Below are 24,011 nucleotides of genomic sequence, written 5' to 3' on the forward strand. Positions count from 1 at the left end.
TTGACGCTGTCCGTTGACGGGCCCGGCCGGTTTCAGTGGTGAACCGGCTCGTGGGCGGTCTCGGCGTTGGTGGGGGTTTCTGCGCGGCTCCGGGGCCGGAGGAGGTGGCGGGCGAAGGCGGCGGAGGCCAGGAGCAGGGCGGCCGAGACCCACGCGGCGATGTTGATGCCGTGGACGAACGCGTCGTTCGCGCTGGTCAGCAGCTGGTTCGCGAGGTCGCTGGGCAGCGTCGAGGCCGCCTCCACCGCGCCGCCGAGGGACTGCCCGGCCTGGTCCACCAGGGCCGGGTCCGTGTGCGCCGGGACGGTGAGGGCCCCCGCGTACAGCGCCGTCACGATCGAGCCGACCAGGGCGATGCCGAGCGCCGCGCCCAGTTCGTACGCCGTCTCCGACACCGCCGAGGCGGCACCCGCCTTGTCGGCCGGGGCGGCACCCAGCACCAGGTCCGAGGAGAGGGTGTACACCACACCCTCGGCGGTACCCAGCGCCAGGAAGGACGAGCCGAGCAGCAGGTACGTGCTGTCGACCCGGACCATGCCCAGCGCCGCGATGCCCAGCCCCATCACCAGCAGGCTGACCGTCAGCACCCGGCGCGCACCCGCACGCCGAGCCAGCCGGGCCGTGAGCAGGCCGCCCACCACCGAGCCGACGAAGGCCGGCATTTCGGCGACACCCGCCGAGAGCGGCGAGTAGCCGCGGACCAACTGGAGGTACTGCGACATAAAGAAGATCACACCGGACAGCCCGATCAGGCTGATCAGCGAGGACACCACCGCCGCCGTGAACCGCGGGTCACGGAACAGCCGGACCTCCAGCAGCGGGGTCTCCAGGCGGAGCTGACGCCGCACGAACAGCGCCAGCGCCGCCACACCGAGCACGAAGGTCGCCGGGGTGATCCAGGTGTCCAGGCCGTGCGCCGCGAACTCCTTGATCCCGTACACCGCGCCGATCACACCCGCCATCGACAGCAGCACACTCAGCATGTCCCAGCGGCCCGGGCGCGGATCGCGGGACTCCGGCAGCAGCCAAGCACCGAACACCAGCAGCAGCGCCATCACCGGCAGGTTCAGCAGGAACACCGACCCCCACCAGAAGTGCTCCAGCAGCACCCCGCCCACCAGTGGCCCCAGCGCCGCACCTGCCGTCGCGCCCGCACCCCAGATGCCGATCGCCGTCGCCCGCTCCCGGGCGTCCGGGAACAGCGAGCGGATCAACGACAGTGTGGACGGCATGATCGTCGCGCCCGCCACACCGAGCAGCGCCCGGGCCAGGATCAGCCAGCCCGGCCCCGGCGCGTACGCCGCCAACAGCGAGGCCACGCCGAACGCGGCCGACCCCGCCAGCAGCACCCGCTTGCGGCCCAGCCGGTCACTGAGCGCGCCCATCGACACCAGCAGGCCGGCCAGCACGAACGAGTAGATGTCGCCGATCCAGAGCAGCTGGGTGCCGGACGGGCGGAGGGTTTCGGTGATCGACGGGATGGCGAGGGACAGCACCGTCGCGTCCACCGCCACCAGGGTGACGGCGAGCACGAGGACGCCGAGACCGGTCCAGCGGTGGCCGGACCGTCCGTTCCGGACGGTCCGGGTGGACTGGTCGGCGAGGGGGGAACTCATTGGGTATCAGGTCTCCGTAGAGCGCCGCCGAGGAACAGTTCGGCGAGCGAGAATGCGCTTTCGCGAGGGGCGAGCCGGCCTTCCTGGACGGCCCAGCCGATGCCGGCCACCAGATCGAAGAACGCCTCGCTGAGCCAGCCGGCCGAGAGCTCGATCCGGAACGTTCCTTCCCGCTGCCCGCGCAGGAACAGCGCGCGGACCCGGGCGTCCTGGAGCTCCCAGAGGTCATTGATGTCGGGATCGTCGTACAGCTGGTTCTCGCCGGCCAGGAAGGCGCACAGCGCCGCATCCGGCACCACCGCATCCACCAGTCGGCGCAGCGCCGCCTCGGCGTTGCCCTCCTCCACCCGCGCGGTGTCCAGCGCGGCGGCGAACCGGCGCAGGCCGAGCGCGCCCACCTCGCGGATCAGGGCCTCCCGGCCCGGGAAGATCCGGTGCAGAGTGGCGCGGCTGATGCCGGCGGCGCGGGCGATCTCGTCGAGATGGGCCGTCGGGCGTCGGGAGAGGACGCCGACGGCTGCCTCGAGGACGGAGTCGCGGTCGGTTGCCATGAGAGCAGCATAGTGCAAGTGAGACATTGATGTCTCACATTGGAGCTGTGAGTCTCGCGCTCGGGGTCTCGGGCTCGGGGTCTCGGGCCTGGGTTCGGGCTCGGCGGGTTTTGGGCTCGGGCTCGGGTTTTGGGCTCGGTGTCTTGGTTTCGATGGGGTGGTGGGGTGCGGGTTGCGGGGAGCTTGGGGGCGCACGCAGAAGACCCCGCGCGGGGCGCGGGGTCCTCTGGGGCGTGCTGTGGGGTTGTGCCGTCGGGCGTGGGCCCGATGGGCTGCCCGATGAGGTCAGCTCTGGTTGTAGAAGCCGGTCTCGTCGAGCGGGCGGTCGATGACCATCACCTCGACGTCCGCCGGCGTGAGCAGGAACACCCGGCGGGCGATCCGCTCGATGCCGCCTCGGGTGCCGAAGATCAGACCGGATGCGAAGTCGACCATCCGCTTGGCCTCGGCGTCGTTCATCTCGGTGAGGTCCATGACCACCGGCGTGGCGGCGCGGATGTGCTCGCCGACGGTGCGGGCGGCCTCGAACCCGGTGGGCCGGAGCGAGACGATCTTGGACGGCCCGATCTGCCCGCTCGGCAGCGTCTCCTCGCCGTCCCACGATTCCTCGTACATCGCGGCCGGGTAGCTACCGGAGGGCATAAGCCACCCGTTGTGGTGCTCGTCGCGAAGTGCTCCCATTAACCGCGCCTCCCTGTCTCGTTCCGTACTCGTCCCCCGGGGGACGACGAGTCGTTTTGACACGTCATCCACTTGTTGGAACTGTCCGAGTATCGCACTGATCACCGCGGAAGTGCCCGCACGCGCCCGCCCCACGGTTGTGGCGCGGGCGAATATCCGTGCTTACTCGGATATTCGTAACGACGCAGGCGGTCGGTGAACGGTTGCGCCCAACGACACTATCGGTGGGGACCTAAGGGCAGTTGACTGAGTGTCAACAATCGTGTAGCGGCGTCACCTGATGGGGTTCATTTCGGCCGCAGGTTCTCGGTTCTGTCCCCGGCGTGTCGCGTGTGTCGTGGGTGTCGTGGTTTGGGCGTGTGTGTCGTGGTTTCGGTGTGGCTCGGCCGGGTCGGGGGCCTTTGGCGAGCCGGGGTTTGTGCGGTCACTCGCCGGTCGCGCCGTCGATCCGCTCGCGGATCAGGTCGGCGTGGCCGTTGTGCCGGGCGTACTCCTCGACCATGTGGAACAGAATCCACCGGAGCGTCACCTCGTTGCCGCGCCAGGGGCGCCTGGCCACCGTGTCCAACGAGACGCCCTCGACCGCGGCGCGGGCGTAGGCGACGTCCTGCTGCCAGGCGGCGGTGTCGGCCACCAGATCCGCGGAGTCGACCAGGTCGAAGTCGCCGTCCGGGAACTCCTCGGTCCAGTACCGGCCGACCGGCCCGAGATCCTCGCCGTTCAGATACAGCCGGAACCAGTGCCGTTCCACCTCCGCCATGTGTCGGACCAGCCCCAGTAGCGACATTGGCGATGGAAGGCAGGACCGTTCGCGGAGCTGGTCCGGTGTCAGACCCTCGCACTTGAGGGCGAGGGTGGCGCGGTGGAAGTCCAGCCAGGAGTTGAGCATGGTCGCTTCGTCGGAGGCGAAGGCCGGGCTGACGCGGGCGGTGGCAGGGGAGCCGCTGGTGTTCGTCATGCCGCCATGGTGGGGGCGGGTCGGCGTAGGGGGCGAGCCGTTTTCCGGAGCTGGGCGGTGGTGTGCGGGCACGGAGGCGGTGCGCGGTGCGATGATCTGATGTTCATTGCTGGTCGACTCGGGTGGGGTGTCGTTGTGCGCAAGGTGATGACGGGGGTCCAGCTGACGCTACGTCTGCTGCTGGAGCTGGCCTCACTGGCCGCGTTGGCGGTGGGTGGCTACGGGCTCTGGCACGGGGGCCCCGTGGTGGTACGGGTGCTGATCGCGCTCGCCCTGCCGGTGGCTGCGGCCGTGCTGTGGGGGCGCTATGCGGCACCGCGACGGCCCGTGCGTGACTCGGCGGTGGCCTGGTACGGCGTCCAACTGCTGATCTGGGGCGGCTCGGTCGCCCTGCTGGCCGTCACCGGCCACTCGGGCTGGGCGATCTGGCTCGGTGCGCTGATGGTCGTCAACACGGTGTGGCTGCGGCTGGTGGGTGAATGGTCGCCGGAGATCGAGCGGTAGGCGGATGGTCGGTGCCGCACTCGTTCTCCGGTGCGGCGCCGGGACGTTGACGTGTGTGCGGATGTGGCGTGCGGCCGGGTGCCGGTCCGGCTCGGGAGCGGTGTTGGCGTCGGCGGCGGCGTGATGCTTGGGCGGTCAGGCGGTCAGGCGGTCAGGCGGTCAGGCGGAGCGGCGGTCAGGCGGAGCGGCGAGGTCGGGCCCGCCAGAGCGAGACGGCGCTGAACACGCACATCGCGGCGATCACCGACGCCGAGATCAGGAACGCCGGGGATCCCGGCGAGCTCGCGCTGGCCCCTGCGATGACGTACGCGGCCGTGGTGGGGACCACTCCGAGCACAGTTGCCGCCAGGTACGGCCAGAACCGGACTCCCGAGAACGCACACGCGAAGTTGCCCGCCTGGAACGGTGCCCCCGGAAACAGTCGCACCAACAGCACGCTGCGGAAGCCCTGTTCGGACAGCCGGCGGTCGATCTCGGTCAGCACCTTGCCGCGCACCAGCGGCCGCAGCGCCTCCCGGCCGAGCGACCGGCCGAGGGCGAACGCCGCGATCGCGCCGATCGCCGACCCCGCGACCGCCAGCGGCACGCCCCACAGCGAACCGAACAACAACCCCATCCCTGCGTTCAACGCCGGGCGAGGCAGGAACGCCACCGTGCCGAAGGCGTAGGCCGCCAACGCGATCGGCATCCGCCACGGACCGGCCGCCGCCGCGAGCACCGCCGTCGGATCCCAGAGCAGCAGCGAGGCCGCTGCGGCGGCGAGGACGGCCGCGAGCACACCGAGGCGCAGCAGCGCGTGGCGGTGCGGGCGCGGGCGCGGTGCGGGCGCGTTCGGTGCGTCGGCTTCGGTGCGGGTGTCCGGGACGGCGCTTGCGGTGGTGCTGGCGTCGGTGCCGGCGTCGGCGTCGGCGGGGAGTGGCGCGGTGGGGCCGGATGTCGGCTGCGGGGCGGGCACCCGGGGAGCTTAACCGGCGCCCGGGCCGGGGCGTTTGCGAGGGGCCTGGCGGGGGCGGGGGCGGGGGCGGGTGCGGGCTTGGGCTTGGGCGGCAGCGCGGTCAGTCGGTGGGCGCTCAGGTGGTGGGGAGGCGCAGCTGCTTCAGTAGGGCGATGTCGGCGGCGTGCCGGACGCCTTCGATGCGCTCGGGGTCGTGGCGGCCGTCCGGGGTCTCGATGATCAGCGGGACGCCGGCGGTGGCCGGGTGCGCCAGCAGGGCCTGGAACGCGGGGGCGCCGATGTGACCGGCACCGATGTTCTCGTGGCGGTCCTTTCGGGCGCCGGCCACGTCCTGCGAGTCGTTGGCGTGGATCAGCCGGAGCCGGTCCGGGCCGACCGCCCGGTGCAGGGCGTCGAAGAGCTCGTCGACCCCACCCGGGGCGGCCAGGTCATGACCGGCGGCGAAGGCGTGGCAGGTGTCCAGGCAGACGCCGACCAATGGGTGGTGGTCGAGCGCGTCCAGGTAGGCGGCGAGGTCTTCCATCCGGGCGCACAGCGAGCTGCCCTGCCCCGCTGTCGGTTCCAGCAGCAGCCAGGGCGCGTCGTTCCCGTACCGGTCGAGTCCGTCCAGGATCGGCAGGACCTGCGCGCGAACCTGGGCCAGCGCCTCCTCGCGAGTGCCGCACAGTGCCGAACCCGTGTGAACCACCGCACCGAGCGCGCCGATCGCCGCCGAGCGGTGCAGCGAGTGCGTCAGCGACTCGGCCGAACGTTCGCGGGTCGCCGCCGAATCAGAGCCGAAGTTGATCAGGTAGGGCGCGTGGACGTAGGCCGGGATGCCCTGCTCGGCGCAGGCCGTGCGGAACGCCAGGTCGTGCGCTGGATTCCCGGCCGGAGTGGCCCACCCACGCGGGTTGGCGACGAACACCTGCACTGCCTCCGCGCCGACCTTCTCGGCGTAGGCCAGCCCCGTCCCCACCAGGCCCTTTCCGGCAACTGGAACATGGGCGCCGATCGGGTTTCGCGGGGCGGAATTCATGGCCACGAGCATCCCACGGCAGGATGGACCGGCAGGTCACCGGGGTCGGCAGCGGCCATTTCGATGCGGCGGCCGGCAATTCGGGGGAGTCGGTCAGCAAGAGCCGGCCGGGCAGAGCGGGTCAGGCAGAGCCGGCCGGACGGTTGACGGGCGGCTGCAGGACGGAAGGCGAGAAAGCAGATGGACAAGTCACTGGCGCGGGCGCAGCGCGAGCACTGGGAGCGCACGTACTCCGAGCACCCCGGCATGTACGGGGACCAGCCGTCGGAGTCGGCGGAGTACGCCGCCACGGTGTCCACGCCAGGGGGGACCGTGCTGGAACTGGGCGCCGGCCATGGGCGCGACGCCCTGTTCTTCGCCCGCCGGGGCTTCACGGTCACCGCAGCCGACTTCAGCCCTGTCGCCCTCGACCAACTCGGCGAGCGGGCCGCCGCCGACGGTCTGACGGTGACCACCGTGGTGCAGGACGTCCGCCAGCCGTTGGACCTGCCGGACGCGTCCGTCGACACGGTGTACGCGCACATGCTGTTCTGCATGGCGCTGTCCACGGCGGAGCTGGAGGCATTGGTCGGGGAGGTGCGGCGGGTACTGCGGCCCGGAGGCGTGCTGGTGTACACCGTGCGGCACACCGGCGATGCGCACTACGGGGCCGGGATCGGCCACGGCGACGACATCTGGGAGAACGGCGGTTTCGCCGTCCACTTCTTCTCGCGGGAACTGGTGGACCGCCTCGCGGAGGGCTGGGACCTGGCCGAGGTCGAGCCGTTCGAGGAGGGCGATCTTCCGCGCCGGCTCTGGCGGGTGACGCAGCGCCGGACCGACTGAGACGCGGCGCGGGGCAGGCCGAGCGCGTGGGTGCGGTGGGCCGGGCTGACGTGGTGAGGGGTGCGGGGTCGGTTCCCGCACCCTCACGTGGCGGTTCGGTTGGCGGCTTGGCCGGTGGCGCCGGCGGTCCGGCTGCCGGCACAGTCTCAGCGTGATGGCTCCAGGGGGCCCGACGCGGCCGGTGAGTCCGCCGACCTGCGCTGGCGCATGGCAGTGGCGGACGGGATCAGGGCGGCCGCCAGCAGCGTGACGACGAGGAACGAGACCGTCAGCGAACTCGCCTGGGCGATGCCGCCCACCACGGCCGGGGCGACCAGGCCGGAGGTGTACGTGATGGTGGCGACGCCGGCGATGGACTGGCTCGGGTTGGTACCGGCCCGTCCGGCGGCGGCGAACGCGAGCGGAACCACCACGGCGATACCTATGCCGATCAGCGCGAACCCCGGAATGGCCAGGTACGGGCTGTCGGCGACGACCACCAGCAGTCCGCCGACGCCGGCGACCGCGCCGCTGACCCGTACCGTGCGCACCGGGCCGAGGCTGCGGATCACCGCGTCGCCCGCCAGGCGGGCTGCGGCCATGGTGGCGGCGAAGGCCGTGAAGCACGCGGCGGCAATCGACGCGGAGGCGCCGGTGATGTCGCGCAGGTACACGCCGCTCCAGTCCATCGACGCGCCCTCGGCGAAGACCGCGCAGAACCCGACCAGACCGATGAGCAGTGCCTCCTTGGGTGGCAGTGCGAAGCGGGGCGGTGCCTCCTCGTCGACGGCCGGCCGAACGTCCAGGACCCCGCGCGACACGATTTGTGCGAGCAGCACCAGAACCAGTGCGGTCACCGCGAACTGGATCCGGGCGTCCACCTGCTGATGCGCGGCCAGCACACCGAAGCCGGAGGCGACCAGACCGCCCAGGCTCCACATCCCGTGCAGACCCGACATGATCGACCGGCCGAGCCGTTTCTCGACCTCGACGCCCTGGGCGTTCATCGCCACGTCCGACATGCCGGACGTCGCGCCGTAGATGAACAGCGAGAGGCAGAGGACCACCAGGTGCGGGGAGAGTGCGGGCAGCGCCAGCGACAGGCACCACAGCGACAACAGGCCCTGCAGCGCGGCCCGGGCGCCGAAGCGGTGCACGATGCCTCCGGCCAGCGGCATCGCGATCGAGGCGCCGATCGCCGGGAACACCAGGGCGAGACCGAGCTGGCCGGGACTCAGATCCAGCTGGTCCTTGATCCACGGGATGCGGCTGACGAAGGTGCCGGTGACGGCCCCGTGGACGGCGAACACCAGCGCCACACTCAGCCTTGCGCGCCGGACGTCCTTGAGAGTTTCGCCCACGCCGGGCTCCCCCCTTGGGTCGGTCGGATTGGAAATAAACTATCAGGGACCCTGCCTGATAGAAACCTCTGGAAGGATGCAGGCTCATGACGACCGCTCGCACTGCCACGCCGAGCACCGCCCGGGCCATCAACGACCGGCTCGCCCTCAACCTGCTGCTCGAACGGGGCCCGCTCACCGCATCCGACCTTCGCACGCTGACCGGACTCTCCCGGCCCACCGTCGCCGACCTGCTCGAACGCCTCCAACGCAGCGGATTGGTCGCCCAGGCAGGGGAGAGCGCCGCACTCCGCCGGGGCCCCAACGCCCGGCTGTACGGGCTGGTCGCCGATCGGGCGCACCTCGCCGGGATCGACATCCGCGCCACCGGTGTCAGCCTGGTCGTTGCCGACCTGACCGGCCGCACCCTCGGCACGGCCACCATCGCGGCACCGGCGCGGAGCGAGGCCGAGGGACCGGGCAGGCCTCCGACCGCGGTCGATGGGGCGGCCGGAACCGCCGGAGCCGCTGTTGATGTCTCGTCGCCGACCAGGGCGGGAACAGCCTCGTCCGCCGAGGGCGGGCCGGGGGACGGCGATCTTCTCGTCGAGCGGACGGTCGAGGCACTGCTCGCGACCGCCGCTGCGGCCGGTGCGCAGGACCTGCACACCGTCGCGGTCGGCGCGCCCGGGCTGGTGGACCCGGTGAGCGGCGCACTCAACAACTCCGGGAAACTGCCCGAGTGGCACACCAAGTTGCTCGCCGCCCTGCGCGCCCGCCGCGGGACAGAGGTGATCCTCGAGAACGAGGTGAACCTGGCCGGGATCGCCGAGCACCGGATCGGCGCAGCCCAAGACCGGAAGGACTTCGCCCTGATCTGGTTGGGCCACGGCGTGGGCGCGTCGGTCGTCCTGGATGGTCGGCTGCGACGTGGAGCCTCCGGCGGCACCGGTGAGATCGGGTTCCTGCCCGTCCCGGGAACCGGCGGCCTGCCGGACGCCACCCGGTGCGACGGCGGCTTCCACGCGCTGGTCTCGAGCGCCGCGATCTGCGAACTCGGCGCCCGCCACGGCCTGGACGCCGAGCCTGACGGATCGGAACCCGGCGCCGAAGCCGTCGTACGACTCGCGGTCCGGACCGGAGCCCACGACTTCCTGGAGGAACTGGCCGGACGGATCGCCCTCGGAGCCTCGTCGATCTGCGTGGTACTCGACCCCGGCTGTGTGGTGCTGGGCGGTGAGATCGGCCAGGCCGGGGGCCCCGAACTGGCCGCCCGGGTCGAGCGCCAACTCGCCCGGCTCTCCCCACTTGCCACCGAAGTCCGCGCCGGTACGGCCGGTGGCGGCGCCGTGCTCGCCGGTGCAGTGCTGACCGCCGGGGACGCGGTGCGGCGCGAGCTGTTCGGAGGCGAGTGAGGCTCGGGTCGTGGCCGACGCGCGGGTTGGATGTGGTCGTTTCGTGCGGCCGGCGGGTGGTCGGGTCGTGCGTGGGCAGCGCGCTTTCTGGGGTGAGCAGGGCCTTCGAGGGACTGGATCGGCGCCGCGACTGCTGATTGCCGCCTTGGCGTGGTCGTCGGGAGCTGCGGCGCGGCTGAGGTGGGGGCCAATCCGGAGACCCAGCCGCGATCGTCCGGGCGGCGGTTCGGAGGCCACCGATGGTGGGGTCGGTACGGGGCCGGCTGCCGGTAGGGCAGGATGGCGGAGTCTCCACCTTCCGTGAGCTGCCCAGGAGCTGCATCCATGGTCATCCCCGACCCGCCCGCCCACCCGTACCGCATCGGCGAGGCGGCCTCGATGCTCGGGGTGAGCGCCGACACCATGCGGCGGTGGGTGGATGCGGGGCGGCTGCCGGCGACCCGGGACGAGCACGGGCACCGGATCATTGCCGGGGCCGAACTCGCGGCCTTCGCACGTGAGTTGGCGCGCCCCGAGAACAGCGAAGCGGAAGGCCGGTCCTCGGCCAGAAACCGGTTCCCGGGGATTGTGACCGCGGTGGTGCTGGGCGACGTGGCCGCGCAGGTGGAAATCCAGGCCGGGCCGTTCCGGGTGGTTTCGCTGATCAGCCGCGACTCCGCAGAGGAGCTCGGTCTGGTGCCCGGGGCACCCGCCACCGCCGTCATCAAGTCGACCAACGTCGTGGTCGAACGCCGTTGACCCGTTGCCCGGCCGATGAGCCGAGGCCACGTTTGCAGTGGCCTCCCGGCCCGGCGGGGCGTGATGCCCGCCGCCAGGTATCGGAGGTACCTGCACAGCGACGAGCGGACGCCGCCTAGGATGCGGAGTTCTGCGGCCAACCGCCGGCGAGGCGGCCCGTGGTGTGAGCTGCCCGACCGTGTGAGAGGACGACCCCGTTGAAGAGCCGCGTGCGCGCCGTTGCCCACCGTGGTGACCCGTACCAGCACCGCGAGAACACCCTGCCCGCGGTCAGTGCCGCCCTCGCGGCGGGAGCGGACGCCGTCGAGGTCGACGTCCAACTCACCAGGGACGGCGTGCCGGTCCTGCTCCACGACCGGACCCTGGAACGGCTCTGGAACGACCCGCGCCCGATCAACCGCGTGACCTCCGAACAGCTCGAGGAATTGGCCACGCCCGGCCTCCGGATCCCCACCCTCGCGGAGATCCTTCCGGTCGTCGCGCAGGCCGACGGCCGACAGCTGCTGGTAGACCTGGACGACGCCCAGCCGGCCGCCGCGACCTGGCGCACCGTCAGCGATCTCGGCCTGGCCGACCGCGTCGCATTCTGCGGGTCCGTCGCCGCGATGCTCGCCGTGCGGGAGCTCGCACCCCAGGCGGAGATCTCGCTGACCTGGAACCGACTTCAACTGCCCAAGCAGCGGCTGCTGGACGAACTGCGCCCCAGCTACCTCAATCCCCCCTTCGGGCTGGTCGACGAGCGACTGGTGGCGACTGTGCACGACGCCGGCCTCGCCCTCGCCACCTGGACCGTCGACCTCCGCAGGACGATGCGACGAATGCTCGACCTCGGCGTCGACTCGCTCACCTCCAACCGAGTGGCCTTGCTGCGCCGGACGATCGACCAGCACGCCCGCTGAGCCGGGGCGCCCGGGCCGCGCCGCCGGTCGGGCCGGGCCTGACGCTGAAGGGCTGTGGCGCACCGACTTGATGTCCGAACCGGTGCTGCGGTCGCGGTTCTGGTCGGTGGCCGCCGTGAGGCCGACCGCAGGCTCGAACGTCGGGCCTTGGGCCCTGCCCCGGCGATGGAGCCGGTGTGCGGGCATCGGGGCTGCACTGCGTGCGACGTCTGCGGCGGGCGGTGTCTCAGGGGTCGGCGAGCCTCGTGACACCCCACAGCTGTAGGGCTCGCCGGCGAGCCGCCGGAGGAGACGCCAGTGTGTTGTCCTCCGCGCGATGCCGAAGACCCGAGCGGACGCCCTGGAGAGGAAGGCGAATGCCGTGCAGACAGTGCTGACAGGTGCGGTCACAGTATGTCCAATCTGCTTGTCGACCCGGCAGCGTGTCCGGGAGTGCGAGGGCGTAGTGGGCGGCGGGGGGTTCTGGATTGGGCTGGGAGCCAGGTAGCGCTGACGAGTTGATGGTCCGTTCGGCGGCGGCGTGGGCGGCGCGCCGCCCCACAGGCGACTACCTGCTGTGACGGCAGGTGTGTGCTGAAATGACACGATCATGGCGGCGCGTGGGCGGAGGTGGCGGTGGCAACGGAAGGCCCCCCGGAACCTCGCGAACCGAACCAGCACCCCGGGCCGCCAACGCCGTCCGGTGACGAGGACGGCTCGGAGCAGCCCAATGTGAACGACTCGGCGGGTGACCCATCAGGGGCAGAGCCGGCCGACAACTCCGGCGCATCTGGGCCTGCTGATCGCAGACCGTCCTTGGGCGGAGACTCCGGTCCGGCCGATGACGGCGCAGCTGGTGAGACCAGCGGAGAGAGGGCTGGCGGTACCGCCTCCGGCGAGAAAGCCGGGAAGGGCGGCCGGCGCCCCTCCGGTGGGGTACCGGCAACTGGCGAGCAATCGACGTCAAGTGCGTACACCTCCATAGGTGCTGAGGGCTTGTCGGAAACGGGCGCGGTGGTGGCCACCCGCAGTACGGCGCCGGACGATCGGAGGCCGGCCCTGATGCTGCCGCCATCCGTTCGAGCCGCCGCTGCCTGGTCGGCCGCGGTGATCCTCTTCGTCACCGTCGCCGGGGCTGCGGTGTTCGTGGTCGTGGCGCTCAGAGCAGCGACCATCCCGATGGTGGTTGCACTCCTGGCCACCGCGCTGCTCTACCCGGTCATGCCATGGCTGGTGAACCGGGGCGTCGGCCGTGGAGCGGCAGCTGGACTGACCTGTACCACCCTGGTCCTCGTTGTCACCGGAGGCATCGCACTGCTCGTCAACTCTCTGGTGAACAGCGCCCCACAGATCGCTGCGGGACTCCAACAGGCGGGCGACCGGATCGCCTCGTGGCTCGGACCACTCGGCGACAGGATCCAGTACGCGCTTCGGCAGAGCGCAGGCTCGGGAAGCAACCTGGTGGATTCCCTCGCCAACGGGGTCCTGTCGGGACTTGGCCTGGTCACTCAGCTGCTTACCGGAGGAGTGCTGGCCCTCGCGCTGGTCTTCTTCTTCCTGCGCGACGGCCATCGGTTTGCCGACGCCATCCACGAACTGATGCCGGGCAAGCACTCCGACACGGTGATCGCCTGCGGTCAGCAGGCCTTCGCGGCCATGGCCGGCTTCATGCGCGGCACCACTTTGATCGCGCTGATCGACGCGACATTCATCTCCATCGGACTGCTGCTCCTCGATGTTCCGGGTGCGGCCGGACTGGGTGCTCTCGTTTTCATGGGGTCCTACATTCCGTTCGTCGGGGCCTTTCTCTCCGGGACTGTGGCGGTACTCGTGGCCCTGGCGAACGGCGGTCTCGGCACAGCCCTCTGGGCTCTTGGCGTGGTGCTGGCAGTGCAGGCGATCGAAGGCAACGTGCTCCAACCGGTCATTCAGAGCCGGACCGTCGAGCTCCACCCGGCGACGATCATGATCGCCGTGGTGGCCGGCTCCGGGATCGCCGGAGTCATCGGAGCGTTGCTCGCCGTGCCGGTCAGCGCGGCCGGCCTCGGTGTGGTGTCGGTGCTGCGTGGCGGCGCGGAGACACCTGGGGCGCCCACGAGCCGCCGCAGGCGAGTGCGCTCCGAGAGCTGAGGTGTTCGCTGATCAGTGGCTTGCCGTGGCGATCGTAGTTGGGTGGGGCGGACAGCTGCGGATCTGACTGCTGGTCAGCGATGGCCTCCTGGGTTGAGGTCCCGGCGGTCGACACCGGGCCGACGGTTCGGCAGTACCACCGGGTCGGGTTGGGTGGTTGCCCCGGTGGTGGTGCGGTGGTCAGGGAGCGGGGAAGTAAGCGGCGAGCCAGCGGTCGAGTTCGGCGAACACCTGGGCCCGGACCGGCTCGGCCGAGAGGACCAGGTCATGGATACCGCCTTCGATGCGGATAGTGGTGACGTGCTGGCCGAGGCGTGGTGCGAGCGCGGCGATGTCGTCGGCGCGGAGGACCGCGTCGGTGTGCATCAGTGCGGGATCCCACCGACTGGTGACGGTGGACGCGGTGGAAGCCATCATCAGGATCGGGCAGCCGAGGGAGAGCCCGCGTCGGACCGTACGGTGTCCGCGCTGGATCGCCGCCAGCCAGCCGGCGTAGAGCGGGAAGCCCTCGGCCGGCTTCAGAGCGAGGTCGAACTCCCAGCTACCGCGGTGCTTCCGGTGAAGACTGTGGACATAGTGCGGGTTGAGCGGTGCCGGCAACTTCCGGGTGGGGGCGGCCCGGCCGAGAGCATCGAGGGCCGGCGCCCCGAGCTTGCGGACTGCGGGTGCGGCAGGCATCGACAGGAACGGGCTGTTGAGGAACAGACCGTCGACCAGTCCACGTCCACCACGACGGGACGCCCACAGCGCCGCCACCAGCCCACCCGTGGAGTGCCCGTTCACCAGCACCCGACTGTGGCCGTCGAGTTCCCGGATCACGCGGACGGCTTCGTCCAGTTCTTCGTCGTACGAGGCGAGGTCCGTGACGAAGTTGGGGGACTGGTGGGGCCGAAGCGACCGGCCGTACTTGCGGAGATCCAGGGCGTAGAAGGAATAGCCGGCGGCGGTGAAATGATCGGCGAGGTGGGTCTGGAAGAAGTAGTCGGTGTAGCCGTGCAAGTACAGCACCGCCTGGCGGGATCCCGGAACCAACCGGCGGACCAGCGTGGCGCTGACCTCTCCTTCTTCGTCCGGGATCAGTGGGAGCTCCGCCGCCTCGTACGGGGCACCCAGGATGTCTTCGCGGAACTCCATGTCAACCACACCCACTTCCTGCTCTGCTCGCCGCCCCGAGGCCGTTCGAGGCGGTGCCACTTCCGCGACCATACCGGTCGGTAGGTCGTTCCGTTTGGGAAGACTGCCCTGGTCGGGCCTAAGCTGCCCGCATGGCTGCCCCTTCGTTGATCGTTCTCCTCACCGTCACCTTCCGGAGGGCTGTCCGATGACCGGCCCGGCCGCCGGCCTGCCGGAGCCGCGCCCCGTCGAGCGCGAGGTGGCGCTGGGGACAGCCAAGCTGATGCCCGACATCGATGACGAGGGCGGTTGGCTGCTCACCCTCGACGGCACCCCGCAGTCGTATGTTGACCTCCAAGACCCCACGCATCTCGAGTTCGAATACGTCCAGCGAATTGCGCATCTGCTGGACGTGGTCGCGGACTCCGGAGAGCCGCTCGACGTCCTGCACCTCGGCGGTGGTGCGCTCACCCTGCCCCGCTACCTGGCACATACTCGGCCCGGCTCGCGGCAGCAAGTGGTTGAGGTCGACGGGCCGTTGACCGAGTTCATCGCGGAGCACCTTCCTTGGCCGTCCGGCATCGACGTGGTGGTCGGCGACGCGCGGTCGGCACTCGAATCTGTGGCGCCGAGAACATTCGACGTCGTGGTGGCTGACGTCTTCCGGGGCTCGCGGACGCCGGCACACCTCACCAGCGTGGAGTTCGTCCGGCTTGCCGCCGCCACGCTCAGGCCCGGCGGGTGCTACGCGGCGAACCTCGCAGATGGCCCGCCACTCGCCTTCGCCAAGGCCCAGGTGGCCACCGTCGCCGCTGTCTTCGCTCACGTCTGCCTGGTGGCCGAGCCCAGCGTGCTGCGAGGCCGGCGGTACGGGAACGTTCTGCTGATCGGCTCCGATGAGCCGCTGCCCACAGGGGAGTTGAGTCGGCGGCTCGCCTCCGACCCCTTCCCTGCCAGGCTGACGGAATCGCCGCAGCAGGCTTCCGAGCCGGTCACGGATGCGACTGCCGAGGATTCGCCGCCGCCACCGGCCGGGGCGTTCTCGCTGAGCTGAGGTGGACTGCGGGTCACGCGGGCTGCTGTGCTGGAAGTCGTACCTGATGGCGAGCTCCTTCCCTGGAGGCGAGGTCGGCTGGTCGGCTTTGGCCGGCGAGCCGAACATTGGCTGAGGCATCGGCTGGACGGAACGCTGGAGAGCGGCGGCGTGGGCGGACCGTCCAGCCGACTTCGCGCGTGGTCGGGCGGATTGGCTGTGTGGTGGGGCTGATCAGTCTGCGGAGAGAACAAGCCGGCGCGCTGTCTCGCGGTAGCCGAGCAGTTCGAAGGCGGCGATCATCGGGTGATTGGCGAGGTCCGTGTCGGCGCGGATGACGGTTGCCTTGGCCTCGGTGGCGAGGACCCGGGTGACCTCGGCGAGGATCTCCGCCACGAAACCCCGCCCGCGGAACTCGGGAAGGACTCCGAGATAGCCCACCACCGAAGCGGCGGAGTTGCGTGAGGGGATCCCGAAGCCGACCACCTGCCCCGTGGGAGTTCGAGCTATTCGCCACCAGGAGCGGTCACCGAGCATGTCATGGTGGTAGAAGGCGACGTCGTTCCGGGCTTGCTCCGCCGGCCCGAGAAGCAGCGACTCCCGTGTGGTGGCCGCGTCCAGGCTCCCGGGTAGAGCCCGGCGGAACAGATCGACGAAGACCTCGTCGTCGGGTTCCGGTACGAACACCAACCGCTCGGACACGGTGGGGACTGGCCGCTCCGCTTCCCACTCGAAACGGAGACGCTCGGTGGCAAGACGGAGGCCGGCCAGCTTCGCGGCCTCGCGGCGCCACTTCACTGCTGCCGCAGCCTCAGGTTGGCCGCGCCAGTTCGCAGGCAGGAACAGGTGGTACTCCGGTGGGACGGCCAGGCTGTCGGCGGCGAAGACCTGGTGGGCTGCGGTGAGCAGAGCGGCGGCGATCGCAGAGCGAGGGTCGCTGGGCAGCAGGCGCGCTCCAGGCCCCGGTGTATCGAGGTTTGTGAGAGCTGTGGCCGCCTCAGTGGTGAACAGTGCGTCCAGGCTTCGGGGAAGGATGTCGTCGGGCAGGCCCCACCAGATGGCGAGCGCCAAGGGCACTCGTTCAGGGCCGGCCTCCGCGATCCAGATCCACTCGGGTCGGTACTCGCCATCGGCGATGCGGGCGCGGACGACCTCGGCGGAGATCGTGGTGGACGGGTCGGACCGAAGGCAGGTCAGGGCCGTGTCGAGTTCTTGAAGGACGATCGGGCGGAAGATCACAGGGTCTCCGAGGCAGGGGAGTAGTGGACGCATCCCGACCGCGATGATCCGTGGCGACCGCCCAAGTGGGGGCGTGTCAGCTGGACGCGCGGGTGATCGGATGCGCTGTGGGACGGAGCTGAGTTATCGGGACCACCACAGGACCTCCTCTCGGTGCGGGGCATCGTGGGTGCGAAGCCACTCTGCGGCTGGGCGTGCACTGGACCGTCGGTAGAGTTGATCCACCGTCAGTGGCCCGAAGCTTAGAGAGGTTGGTGGGTGGGTCGCAAAGTATTTTTCGGAGATTTTTTCGCAGGCTTGCTGCGGCCGGGAAAATGGGTTGCTCCGGGGGTGGTGCCGAGTGGTGACGCTCGCATATTCAGCGGGAGAGCCCGGCAGGTTCCTGTGTTGTGAAGCGCTGTTGAAATAGCCTGCGTTATGAAGCTTTTTCTATAAGCATCCATTTGAGGCTGGGTTGGTTTTTGGTGTGACAGGGGGTCGGGCAGCGACGCGCATCAGGGTCGTCGGGTGCGTAGATGGTGAAGAGCCGGAGCAGGTTACGCTGAATTACTCGAAAGAGTGGATCGGGAAATATCGACCATGAGTGCGGTTGGTGCTGATCCGGCGGCGGTAGAAATGTCACTGGCGGCAGCGAACCTGGGAGGAGGTGTCGGCGAATGAGCGGGTGGAGTGGCAGGCCGGCGCACGTGGGCACCGGCCGCTAGCACTTCGGGCGGTGTCGGGGGATGCCAGGAGATCAGATACGGACACCGAGGATGAAGCCGGATCCGGTTACGGCGGATCGGACCTGGTCGTCATCCAGTGGCTGGGCCGACTCGATGGTGACTTGGCCGGCCCGCGTGTCCACGGTGACATCAGTGATACCTGGCAATGCGGTCAACTCGGCCGTGACAGTCCGTTCGCAGTGGCCGCAGCTCATTCCTTCGACGGTGAAGACAGTGGTGGTGGACATGGGTTACCTCCGTTGAGCTGGCTGGGTGTGGCGGGTTGTCCGGTGGGGCAAGGCGCCGCCGTGTTGCTCAACGGGCGCGCCGCGACGGGGGCATCGGGGCGCACTGTCAAACGCCCCCAATGAGTGGTTTCTCGACAGGGAGGGAGGGTGGCCGAGCCTCGAGGGCGGACTGCGTGAGGCATAAGCGGCATTCGCTGTCGCCTGACGCTCATGCCGGGGGCGATGGTGCTTGCCGAAGTGTTCGTGATGTGTGGATTTGATAGGAAGGTTTTGGGTCGTAGGGGCCTGGGGTGAAATTTTGTGAAATGCTCACTCTGGCCTTGAACCTGCGAAGGCTCGGGTGGTGATGGTGACGGGAATGTGAACCGTCTTGGGTTGCTCGGCTCGGCTGGGTCAGATGGACCGTTGTGGTTGGGTCGGTGAGGCTTTGGCGTCCTTGGCCCATCTATGGATCGGCATGCGGTTTCTGGCATGGGTGGCTGATGGGGTCGATGGGCGTGCCGGAGACTCGACTTGTCGAGATGTCAAATCAATGGAACGAAATAATGGGTGATCACATGAGTGAAGCGCCAGGGCGCATTATCTTCCTCAACGGAACGTCGAGCTCGGGAAAGTCGAGCATCGCACGTGAGTTGCTGGAAATTCTCGACGACGAGGTCTGGTTCCATCTTGGCGTCGACATGTTCAACGCCATGCGGACGATGCGCGCGATGGAGCAGGCCCAGTTCGATGAGGCGCTGAAACGGACCAGGAAGGGATTTCACCGGTCGATCGCGGCGATGGCGGATGCCGGCAACAACGTGATCGTCGACCATGTCCTGAGCGAGCCGTGGCGGCTGTCCGACTGTTTGGACGTGCTCAGTCCCTACCGAGTCATGTTCGTTGGGGTTCGTTGTGACGTGGAGGAGTTGACCCGGCGCGAGGAAGCTCGGGGTGACCGGCCCCCCGGTCTGGCAGCCCAGCAGCACGGCCTGGTGCACCAGCACGGCGACTACGACTTCGAATGTGACAGCGGAGCGTACTCGCCGCACGAGTGTGCCGAGCGGATCAAAGCGTTTCTGCCGAACCAACCGGACCCGACCGCCTTCGAGCGACTGCGGGAGGGCATACGTCGGTAGTCCCGATGTCCCAGAAAGCCGCCCGAGCAATGGGTGGGAATTTGGGAGAAGCGGACAGCGCGATCACGTTGGGACACCGCCCAATTGGCGAGCTGATGGGGTGGCGTCGCCGGTCGCAACGACCGGAACGAGTCGGTGACGGAGGCTCGCAGGTCTGAGCGGTGAGGCGCGGTTCGGGGCTGACTGAAGGTCAGCCCCGAACCGCCAACGGAGAGCAGAGGGCCGGTCGCGGTCAGGTCGGCAGGGCGCGTAAGCCCGGTTCCGGGTGGCGACTGGGAGTCCCGCCGGAGGCCGGGGCCGGACGCCCTACGGTGTACCTCGAACTGTCCTGATCGGACGGGAGTAGTCGGGCGCGGGGCAGGGCGATCCACAAGTGCTGTTGCCAGTGGCGTGGTGGTGGCGGGCCCGCAACGCGGGCCCGGGCAAGGGCGGTGTGGTGATGGCCGGTCAACGAGACGGGTGATGGCGTGTCGGAGGAAGGAAGCAGCATGGGACGGGTTCGGGTGGCGGCGGCTCAGTTCGAATGTGTGCCGGGAGATGTGGAGGCGAACATCGAGCGGATCACGACGCTGGCGCAGCAAGCACGGGAGGCCGGCGCGGCTGTGGTGTTCGGGCCGGAGTTGTGCCTCACCGGATATGAGCTCGGGATGATCGCCGCGGATCGGGGGCTGTGGACGGAGCCGAACGACGCGCGACTCGATCCAGTGCGCAGTGTCGGTATTGCGGTCGTGGTCAATGGCGTCGCTGCGGGGCCGGGGAATCAACCGCAGATCGTCAGCACCGTGTACGGGCCGACTGGGGACGTGGTGACGACGTACGCGAAGGAGCACTTGTACGAGAACGAGCAGGAGGTGTTCGCAGCCGGCAGCGGTGGTGGCCGGTTCTGGCTGGATGGGGTCGGCTTCTCGCTGGCCACCTGTTTTGACAACCACTTCCCAGAGGTGTCGGCGCGAAATGCGGCGCTGGGATGCCAGGTGCACCTCGCCAGTTCGCTGTACGGCACCGAAGGTGGGAGGGAAGAGCGGCGGACGGTGCATCCGGCGATAGCGAAGGCGACCGGTATGCACGTGATGCTGGCCAATCATGTGGGCGTCGCCGGGCCGTGGACGGGCTGCGGAGGCAGCGCTGTGTGGGCTCCGGACGGGGCCGTGGTGGCGGAGGCGGACGAGACTGGTCCGCAGGTGCTGGTGGCTGACCTGGAGGTGGAGATGAGCAAGTGAGACAGGCCGGGAGTCGGAGGTGGGCGTTGGTCGTCAGCGGAATTCGTCGTCGGGCACCCTGTCGGCCAGGTCGTCGAGAACGGTGAACTGGACGGCCTCGCGCAATGGCTCGTCGGGTGCTGCGTCATCGAACTGTGCCTCGGCGTCCTCGTCCGGGTAGACCAGGTGCACGGCGGCCTCCTCGGCGCTGGCCGCCCCACCGTCGGGGCCGACATCGGAGCCTGCGGTGTCGATTCCGTCCTCGACCAGGCGTCCGGCGCGTGGGGACGGCCCTTCATTCCAGCGGTCGTCGACCATCTCCGGGGTGTCGTCGGGCTCCTCCTCGGACAGCAACTGGTCGAGGGACTCCCCGCGCGCGGCCTCCCCGGGTGTCGTTCCGTACGCGGTCGAGCCGTAGTACCCGTCGGGAGGGATGACTCCGGTGTCCAGCGGGTCGTCGTCGAGCCGGTCAGTGAGCAGGGAGTCGGCCGGTTCGAGAACGCCGTCGTCCTCGGCGGGTTCCGGGTCCTGAGGGTCCCAGTCGGTCATGACAGCACCTGTCCTCGTCACTCGGGGTGAGGTCCCACGCAGCTTCTTCATGCTCGCCAGGGAGCCACCCGGCTCGCAACACGGCGCGGCGGCAGCAGCCTGAGAGGGAGGGCGCGGGAAGGCCGGACAGGTTGGCGTTGCGGGTGGGGTGGGGTCGCGTGCAGATTGCGGCGGAGGCAGGTCCCGCTGCGGTGCTTGGAGCCGTTGGTCCACGAGGTGGCGTGTCGAGGGGCCAACGGATCGACGGCGGCGAAGGGAGGTGGTGAGCGGAGCTGGTCGGGGTGGTGGAGCAGCAGCGCATGATGAGCGGAGCGGAAGCGATGTGCTCCCGCCGATGGGCGAGCTCGGAACGGTCGACGGAGAAGGTGTGCGGTGTTGAGGGTGCCGGGGTTTGTCGGGCGGCGGCGTGAGCGGGCCCGGTTGGTCGCCGCCTTGCGGGCGGCACCTTCGGTGGTACTGGTGGAAGGTGAGGCGGGTGTCGGCAAGTCCGCACTGGTGCGACAGGCTTTGGCGGAGGCCGGCGTGGCGCCGGGGCGGGTGCTGACCGGGCGCTGCCATCCGGTTGCCGAGCCGACGCTGTACGGGCCGGTGCTCGATGCGCTGCGACGCAGTGGTCCGTTGCTTGCGGAGGCGGCGGAGCTGCCACCGAGTGCGGGTGCGCTTCGGCCGTGGCTGCCTGACATCGGAGCCTGGCTTCCGGGAGAGGTCGGGGGCGGCGACGAACGGTACCGGCTGATGCAGGGCATGCGGGCGCTGCTGGGTGCGCTGGGTGGCGTGGTGTTGCTGATCGAGGATGCGCAGTGGGCGGACCCGGCGAGCCGCGAGCTTTTGCTGTTGCTGGCCAGGGATCCGTTGCCGGGCCTGTCGTTGCTGGTGACCTACCGGGCGGAGGAGATGGCGGTAGGTGTGTCGGTGCTGGGTGCGGCCTATCGCTGCCCGCCCGGGGTGGCCGGTGGGGTGGTCCAGCTCGGTCCTTTGCGGGAGTCCGAGGTGCGGGAGATGGTCGGCGGGGAGTGGGGTGCTGATGCGGTGACCGGGCTGGCAGCCGTGCTGGCCGAGCGGTCCGGGGGGCTTCCGGTGGTTGTCCTGGAGGACCTGACGGCCTTGCGAGACGGCGGCCCGCATTCCGATCCGGTTGCGGCGTTGATGGCCGCGGAGCCACCGCGGGGTTTGCGGGACGCGGTCACCGAACGCCTGGCCGCGCTCGGATCGGACGCGCTTGCGGTGGCGGAGACAGCCGCAGTGCTGGGTGAGCCGGCCGGGGAGGAGATGATCGGCGAGGTGGCGCAGCTATCGGCCGAACGGGTGGCGGCGGGCCTGGTGGAGGCGCTGCGGGCGGGGGTGCTGGCCGAGCCCACCGCAGCCCGGTACGCCTTCCGGCGGGAGCCTGCCCGGCAGGTGGCGTACCGGCGTATTCCGGGGCCGTCGCGGTCGGCGCTGCACCGGCGGGCGATCGCTGTGCTGCGCGGCCTCGAGCCGCAGCCGCTCATCCGGATCGCCGCACACACCGGGGCCCTCGGTGATCGGGAGGCGTGGCAGCAGGTGGCCGAAGCGGCGGCCGAGCAGGCGATGGAGCAGGGTGATCCGGCGGCTGCGGGGCTGCTGCTGCGGGAATTGCTGGCCGAAACGGATTTGGCATCCGAGCGACGGGTGCGGGTCGCCCGGGCCCTGTCGGCGATCGCCGCGAACGCCGCCGACGACACCGCGAGTACCGCGGCGCTGGTCGGCATCATCGCGGACCCGCGTCTGCCGGTCGGCGATCGGGGCGAGATCCGGCTGACGCTCGGCCTGCGGGTGGCCGTGCAGGGCGGCGACCGCGCCGGGTTCGCGCAGATCGAGCAGGCTGCCGACGAGCTTGCCGGGCGTCCCGCCCGGGCGGCGCGGGCACTGCTGGCGCTGGCGATGAACGAACGAGACGGTGCCGGTGCTGCCGCCCGGGACCGCATGGCGAACGCTGCGGCAGCGCTGGAGGCCGAGCCGGACGAGGAGGTCACCGCCGCGTACCGGGCCACCCTGCTGACCTTCCAGGCCCGCGAGGGTGACCCCGAACTGTGGCCCGAACTGGACCGCTTGCCGCGCCACTCCACCAACCCCGAGGTGGTCCGGCAGACCACCCGCGCCCTGTACAACGTCGGCGACATCGCCCTCGACACGGGGCACGACCAGCAGGCGGGTCGGCTGCTCGCCGAGAGCCGGGCGCTGGCCCGGCAGGCCTCGATCGCCTACCTGGAGTGCTACAGCCGAATTGCCCTGCTGAGGTTGGACGGGTTGGCCGGGCGGTGGCAGGGGCTCGAGGAGCGGTTCGCGGCGCTCGGAACGGAGTTCCCCGACGTGGCCATGGCGGGTGCCGAGCGGGCCATGCTGTTGGGCCGGCTGGCCGCCGCCCAGGGGCGGTTGGCGGTGGCCAGGGCCGAGTTCACCAGCGCGGCCAGGTACGGCGAGCGGGAGTCACAGGTCACCGCCGCGCTGCGGGCTGCCGCCGGTCTGGGTTCGCTCGAACTGGCCGAGCGCGGAGGGGCGGCGGCTGCCGCAGTGGTGGCGCCCGCCGTGGCGATCCTGCGGCAGGCGGGGGCGTGGGCGCGCAGTGCGGAACTGCTGCCGCTGGCGGTGGAGACCGCACGGGCGGTCGGCGACATCGACGCCGCCCGGCACCTCACGGAAGAGGCGGCGGAGGCGTTGGAAGGCGTCGATGCGCCGGCCGCGCACGCCGGACTCGAACTGGCCAGGGGCTTCTTGTTGGACGGTGTCGGCGGCGCTTCCAGTGGTAGCGACGGCGCGGCCGAGGCCTTCGGGCGGGCGCGGGACGCCTGGCGGGCGATCGGGCGGCCGTACGAGGCCGCCCGCGCGGAGGAGCGGTTGGCCCGGGTGCTGGCCGAGCACGACGCGCAGAGCGCGGCCGAGCGGCTGACCGCCGCGGAGGCGACGTTCACCACGCTCGGGGCCGCGTCCGACGCGGCGCGCTGCCAGCACGTCCGGCGCGATCTCGGCCTCGGGCGGATGGCGTCGCCGGGGCGGCGGGGCTACGGCGAGGCACTGTCGCCACGCGAGCGGCAGGTCGCGGAGCTGGTTGGGCAAGGGGCCACCAACCAGGACATCGCCCAGGCGCTGTTCCTGTCGCCACGCACGGTCGAGCACCACGTGGCGAGCGTGCTGCGGAAGCTCGGGGTGGGGCGGAAGGAGGTGGCGGAGGCGTTGGCGGCGACATGACGGCCGGTGAGCC

Annotated in this window: 21 protein-coding genes; 10 read left to right on the forward strand and 11 right to left on the reverse strand. The window is 70.3% G+C overall.

All coding sequences use genetic code 11. The features are described from left to right. Positions 1-32 precede the first annotated feature (32 nt). The 4 genes from ACGFWJ_RS27510 to ACGFWJ_RS27525 form a co-directional block, all read right to left on the reverse strand. On the reverse strand, positions 33-1,616 hold the full coding sequence (locus ACGFWJ_RS27510) for an MFS transporter (protein ID WP_392954418.1): 1,584 nt from the start codon (positions 1,614-1,616) through the stop codon (positions 33-35). Beyond that, entirely contained in the window at positions 1,613-2,167 is a 555-nt protein-coding gene (locus tag ACGFWJ_RS27515; RefSeq protein ID WP_387641350.1) for a TetR/AcrR family transcriptional regulator, read from the reverse strand. The genes ACGFWJ_RS27510 and ACGFWJ_RS27515 overlap by 4 nt, the downstream gene beginning before the upstream one ends. Before the next feature lie 285 nt (positions 2,168-2,452). Then, complete coding sequence (locus ACGFWJ_RS27520) at positions 2,453-2,848, reverse strand: cell division protein SepF (protein ID WP_392954420.1); 396 nt, start codon at positions 2,846-2,848, stop codon at positions 2,453-2,455. Between the two features lie 424 nt (positions 2,849-3,272). Beyond that, positions 3,273-3,806, reverse strand: coding sequence for a DinB family protein (locus ACGFWJ_RS27525; RefSeq protein ID WP_392954422.1), 534 nt, complete (start codon positions 3,804-3,806; stop codon positions 3,273-3,275). 147 nt (positions 3,807-3,953) lie between these two features. Here ACGFWJ_RS27525 and ACGFWJ_RS27530 point away from each other — a divergent pair, with 147 nt between their 5' ends. Then, complete coding sequence (locus ACGFWJ_RS27530; RefSeq protein WP_392954424.1) at positions 3,954-4,310, forward strand: YrdB family protein; 357 nt, start codon at positions 3,954-3,956, stop codon at positions 4,308-4,310. A gap of 175 nt (positions 4,311-4,485) precedes the next feature. Here ACGFWJ_RS27530 and ACGFWJ_RS27535 read toward each other — a convergent pair whose 3' ends face one another. Next, positions 4,486-5,265 carry a TVP38/TMEM64 family protein gene (locus tag ACGFWJ_RS27535; protein ID WP_392954426.1) on the reverse strand — a complete coding sequence of 260 codons (780 nt, stop codon included), beginning with the start codon at positions 5,263-5,265 and terminating at the stop codon, positions 4,486-4,488. Between the two features lie 115 nt (positions 5,266-5,380). Continuing rightward, on the reverse strand, positions 5,381-6,283 hold the full coding sequence (locus ACGFWJ_RS27540) for a deoxyribonuclease IV (RefSeq protein ID WP_392954428.1): 903 nt from the start codon (positions 6,281-6,283) through the stop codon (positions 5,381-5,383). A gap of 180 nt (positions 6,284-6,463) precedes the next feature. On the opposite strand from ACGFWJ_RS27540, the gene ACGFWJ_RS27545 reads away from it, so the two are divergent. Next, complete coding sequence (locus tag ACGFWJ_RS27545; RefSeq protein ID WP_392954430.1) at positions 6,464-7,108, forward strand: class I SAM-dependent methyltransferase; 645 nt, start codon at positions 6,464-6,466, stop codon at positions 7,106-7,108. A 146-nt stretch (positions 7,109-7,254) separates the two neighbouring features. Here ACGFWJ_RS27545 and ACGFWJ_RS27550 read toward each other — a convergent pair whose 3' ends face one another. Then, positions 7,255-8,448 carry an MFS transporter gene (locus tag ACGFWJ_RS27550; protein WP_392954432.1) on the reverse strand — a complete coding sequence of 398 codons (1,194 nt, stop codon included), beginning with the start codon at positions 8,446-8,448 and terminating at the stop codon, positions 7,255-7,257. Between the two features lie 86 nt (positions 8,449-8,534). On the opposite strand from ACGFWJ_RS27550, the gene ACGFWJ_RS27555 reads away from it, so the two are divergent. From ACGFWJ_RS27555 to ACGFWJ_RS27570, 4 genes are all read left to right on the forward strand, one after another. Continuing rightward, positions 8,535-9,842: an ROK family transcriptional regulator gene (locus ACGFWJ_RS27555; protein WP_392954434.1), complete on the forward strand. Its 1,308-nt coding sequence runs from the start codon at positions 8,535-8,537 to the stop codon at positions 9,840-9,842. Positions 9,843-10,166: 324 nt separating this feature from the next. After that, positions 10,167-10,580: a molybdopterin-binding protein gene (locus tag ACGFWJ_RS27560; protein WP_392954436.1), complete on the forward strand. Its 414-nt coding sequence runs from the start codon at positions 10,167-10,169 to the stop codon at positions 10,578-10,580. Positions 10,581-10,777: 197 nt separating this feature from the next. After that, positions 10,778-11,479, forward strand: coding sequence for a glycerophosphodiester phosphodiesterase (locus tag ACGFWJ_RS27565; RefSeq protein WP_387865060.1), 702 nt, complete (start codon positions 10,778-10,780; stop codon positions 11,477-11,479). Between the two features lie 975 nt (positions 11,480-12,454). Beyond that, complete coding sequence (locus tag ACGFWJ_RS27570) at positions 12,455-13,588, forward strand: AI-2E family transporter (protein ID WP_392954438.1); 1,134 nt, start codon at positions 12,455-12,457, stop codon at positions 13,586-13,588. A 180-nt stretch (positions 13,589-13,768) separates the two neighbouring features. On the opposite strand, the gene ACGFWJ_RS27575 is transcribed toward ACGFWJ_RS27570, so the two are convergent. After that, positions 13,769-14,722, reverse strand: a complete 954-nt coding sequence (locus ACGFWJ_RS27575; RefSeq protein WP_387865054.1) for an alpha/beta hydrolase — start codon at positions 14,720-14,722, stop codon at positions 13,769-13,771. 187 nt (positions 14,723-14,909) lie between these two features. On the opposite strand from ACGFWJ_RS27575, the gene ACGFWJ_RS27580 reads away from it, so the two are divergent. Continuing rightward, a complete protein-coding gene (locus ACGFWJ_RS27580) occupies positions 14,910-15,755 on the forward strand; it encodes a spermidine synthase (RefSeq protein ID WP_392954441.1) in 846 nt (281 codons plus the stop codon). A 213-nt stretch (positions 15,756-15,968) separates the two neighbouring features. On the opposite strand, the gene ACGFWJ_RS27585 is transcribed toward ACGFWJ_RS27580, so the two are convergent. Together ACGFWJ_RS27585 and ACGFWJ_RS27590 are read right to left on the reverse strand one after the other, a co-directional pair. Continuing rightward, positions 15,969-16,973 (reverse strand): GNAT family N-acetyltransferase, encoded by a 1,005-nt coding sequence (locus tag ACGFWJ_RS27585; RefSeq protein ID WP_392954443.1) that lies wholly within the window; start codon positions 16,971-16,973, stop codon positions 15,969-15,971. 736 nt (positions 16,974-17,709) lie between these two features. Continuing rightward, entirely contained in the window at positions 17,710-17,925 is a 216-nt protein-coding gene (locus ACGFWJ_RS27590; RefSeq protein WP_387641386.1) for a heavy-metal-associated domain-containing protein, read from the reverse strand. Between the two features lie 545 nt (positions 17,926-18,470). Between ACGFWJ_RS27590 and ACGFWJ_RS27595 the strand changes: the two genes are divergently transcribed. Continuing rightward, positions 18,471-19,043 carry a chloramphenicol phosphotransferase CPT family protein gene (locus ACGFWJ_RS27595; RefSeq protein ID WP_392954446.1) on the forward strand — a complete coding sequence of 191 codons (573 nt, stop codon included), beginning with the start codon at positions 18,471-18,473 and terminating at the stop codon, positions 19,041-19,043. A 488-nt stretch (positions 19,044-19,531) separates the two neighbouring features. Further along, positions 19,532-20,263, forward strand: a complete 732-nt coding sequence (locus tag ACGFWJ_RS27600) for a carbon-nitrogen hydrolase family protein (protein ID WP_392954448.1) — start codon at positions 19,532-19,534, stop codon at positions 20,261-20,263. Between the two features lie 33 nt (positions 20,264-20,296). On the opposite strand, the gene ACGFWJ_RS27605 is transcribed toward ACGFWJ_RS27600, so the two are convergent. Further along, positions 20,297-20,791, reverse strand: a complete 495-nt coding sequence (locus ACGFWJ_RS27605) for a DUF5709 domain-containing protein (RefSeq protein ID WP_387641394.1) — start codon at positions 20,789-20,791, stop codon at positions 20,297-20,299. Positions 20,792-21,172: 381 nt separating this feature from the next. Between ACGFWJ_RS27605 and ACGFWJ_RS27610 the strand changes: the two genes are divergently transcribed. Continuing rightward, positions 21,173-23,998 carry an AAA family ATPase gene (locus ACGFWJ_RS27610; protein WP_392954450.1) on the forward strand — a complete coding sequence of 942 codons (2,826 nt, stop codon included), beginning with the start codon at positions 21,173-21,175 and terminating at the stop codon, positions 23,996-23,998. The last annotated feature ends 13 nt before the right edge of the window (positions 23,999-24,011 follow it).

It is taken from the genome of Kitasatospora sp. NPDC048407 (assembly GCF_043200475.1).
Taxonomy (GTDB): Bacteria; Actinomycetota; Actinomycetes; order Streptomycetales; family Streptomycetaceae; genus Kitasatospora.

Bases quoted from the DNA above. Each gene is read 5' to 3' on its own strand.
- ACGFWJ_RS27530 (WP_392954424.1), top strand. From the start codon at position 3,954: ATGACGGGGGTCCAGCTGACGCTACGTCTGCTGCTGGAGCTGGCCTCA.
- ACGFWJ_RS27595 (WP_392954446.1), top strand. From the start codon at position 18,471: ATGGGTGATCACATGAGTGAAGCGCCAGGGCGCATTATCTTCCTCAAC.
- ACGFWJ_RS27600 (WP_392954448.1), top strand. From the start codon at position 19,532: ATGGGACGGGTTCGGGTGGCGGCGGCTCAGTTCGAATGTGTGCCGGGA.
- ACGFWJ_RS27540 (WP_392954428.1), bottom strand. From the start codon at position 6,283: ATGAATTCCGCCCCGCGAAACCCGATCGGCGCCCATGTTCCAGTTGCC.
- ACGFWJ_RS27580 (WP_392954441.1), top strand. From the start codon at position 14,910: ATGACCGGCCCGGCCGCCGGCCTGCCGGAGCCGCGCCCCGTCGAGCGC.
- ACGFWJ_RS27555 (WP_392954434.1), top strand. From the start codon at position 8,535: ATGACGACCGCTCGCACTGCCACGCCGAGCACCGCCCGGGCCATCAAC.
- ACGFWJ_RS27515 (WP_387641350.1), bottom strand. From the start codon at position 2,167: ATGGCAACCGACCGCGACTCCGTCCTCGAGGCAGCCGTCGGCGTCCTC.
- ACGFWJ_RS27525 (WP_392954422.1), bottom strand. From the start codon at position 3,806: ATGACGAACACCAGCGGCTCCCCTGCCACCGCCCGCGTCAGCCCGGCC.
- ACGFWJ_RS27575 (WP_387865054.1), bottom strand. From the start codon at position 14,722: ATGGAGTTCCGCGAAGACATCCTGGGTGCCCCGTACGAGGCGGCGGAG.
- ACGFWJ_RS27520 (WP_392954420.1), bottom strand. From the start codon at position 2,848: ATGGGAGCACTTCGCGACGAGCACCACAACGGGTGGCTTATGCCCTCC.
- ACGFWJ_RS27545 (WP_392954430.1), top strand. From the start codon at position 6,464: ATGGACAAGTCACTGGCGCGGGCGCAGCGCGAGCACTGGGAGCGCACG.
- ACGFWJ_RS27510 (WP_392954418.1), bottom strand. From the start codon at position 1,616: ATGAGTTCCCCCCTCGCCGACCAGTCCACCCGGACCGTCCGGAACGGA.
- ACGFWJ_RS27605 (WP_387641394.1), bottom strand. From the start codon at position 20,791: ATGACCGACTGGGACCCTCAGGACCCGGAACCCGCCGAGGACGACGGC.
- ACGFWJ_RS27560 (WP_392954436.1), top strand. From the start codon at position 10,167: ATGGTCATCCCCGACCCGCCCGCCCACCCGTACCGCATCGGCGAGGCG.
- ACGFWJ_RS27590 (WP_387641386.1), bottom strand. From the start codon at position 17,925: ATGTCCACCACCACTGTCTTCACCGTCGAAGGAATGAGCTGCGGCCAC.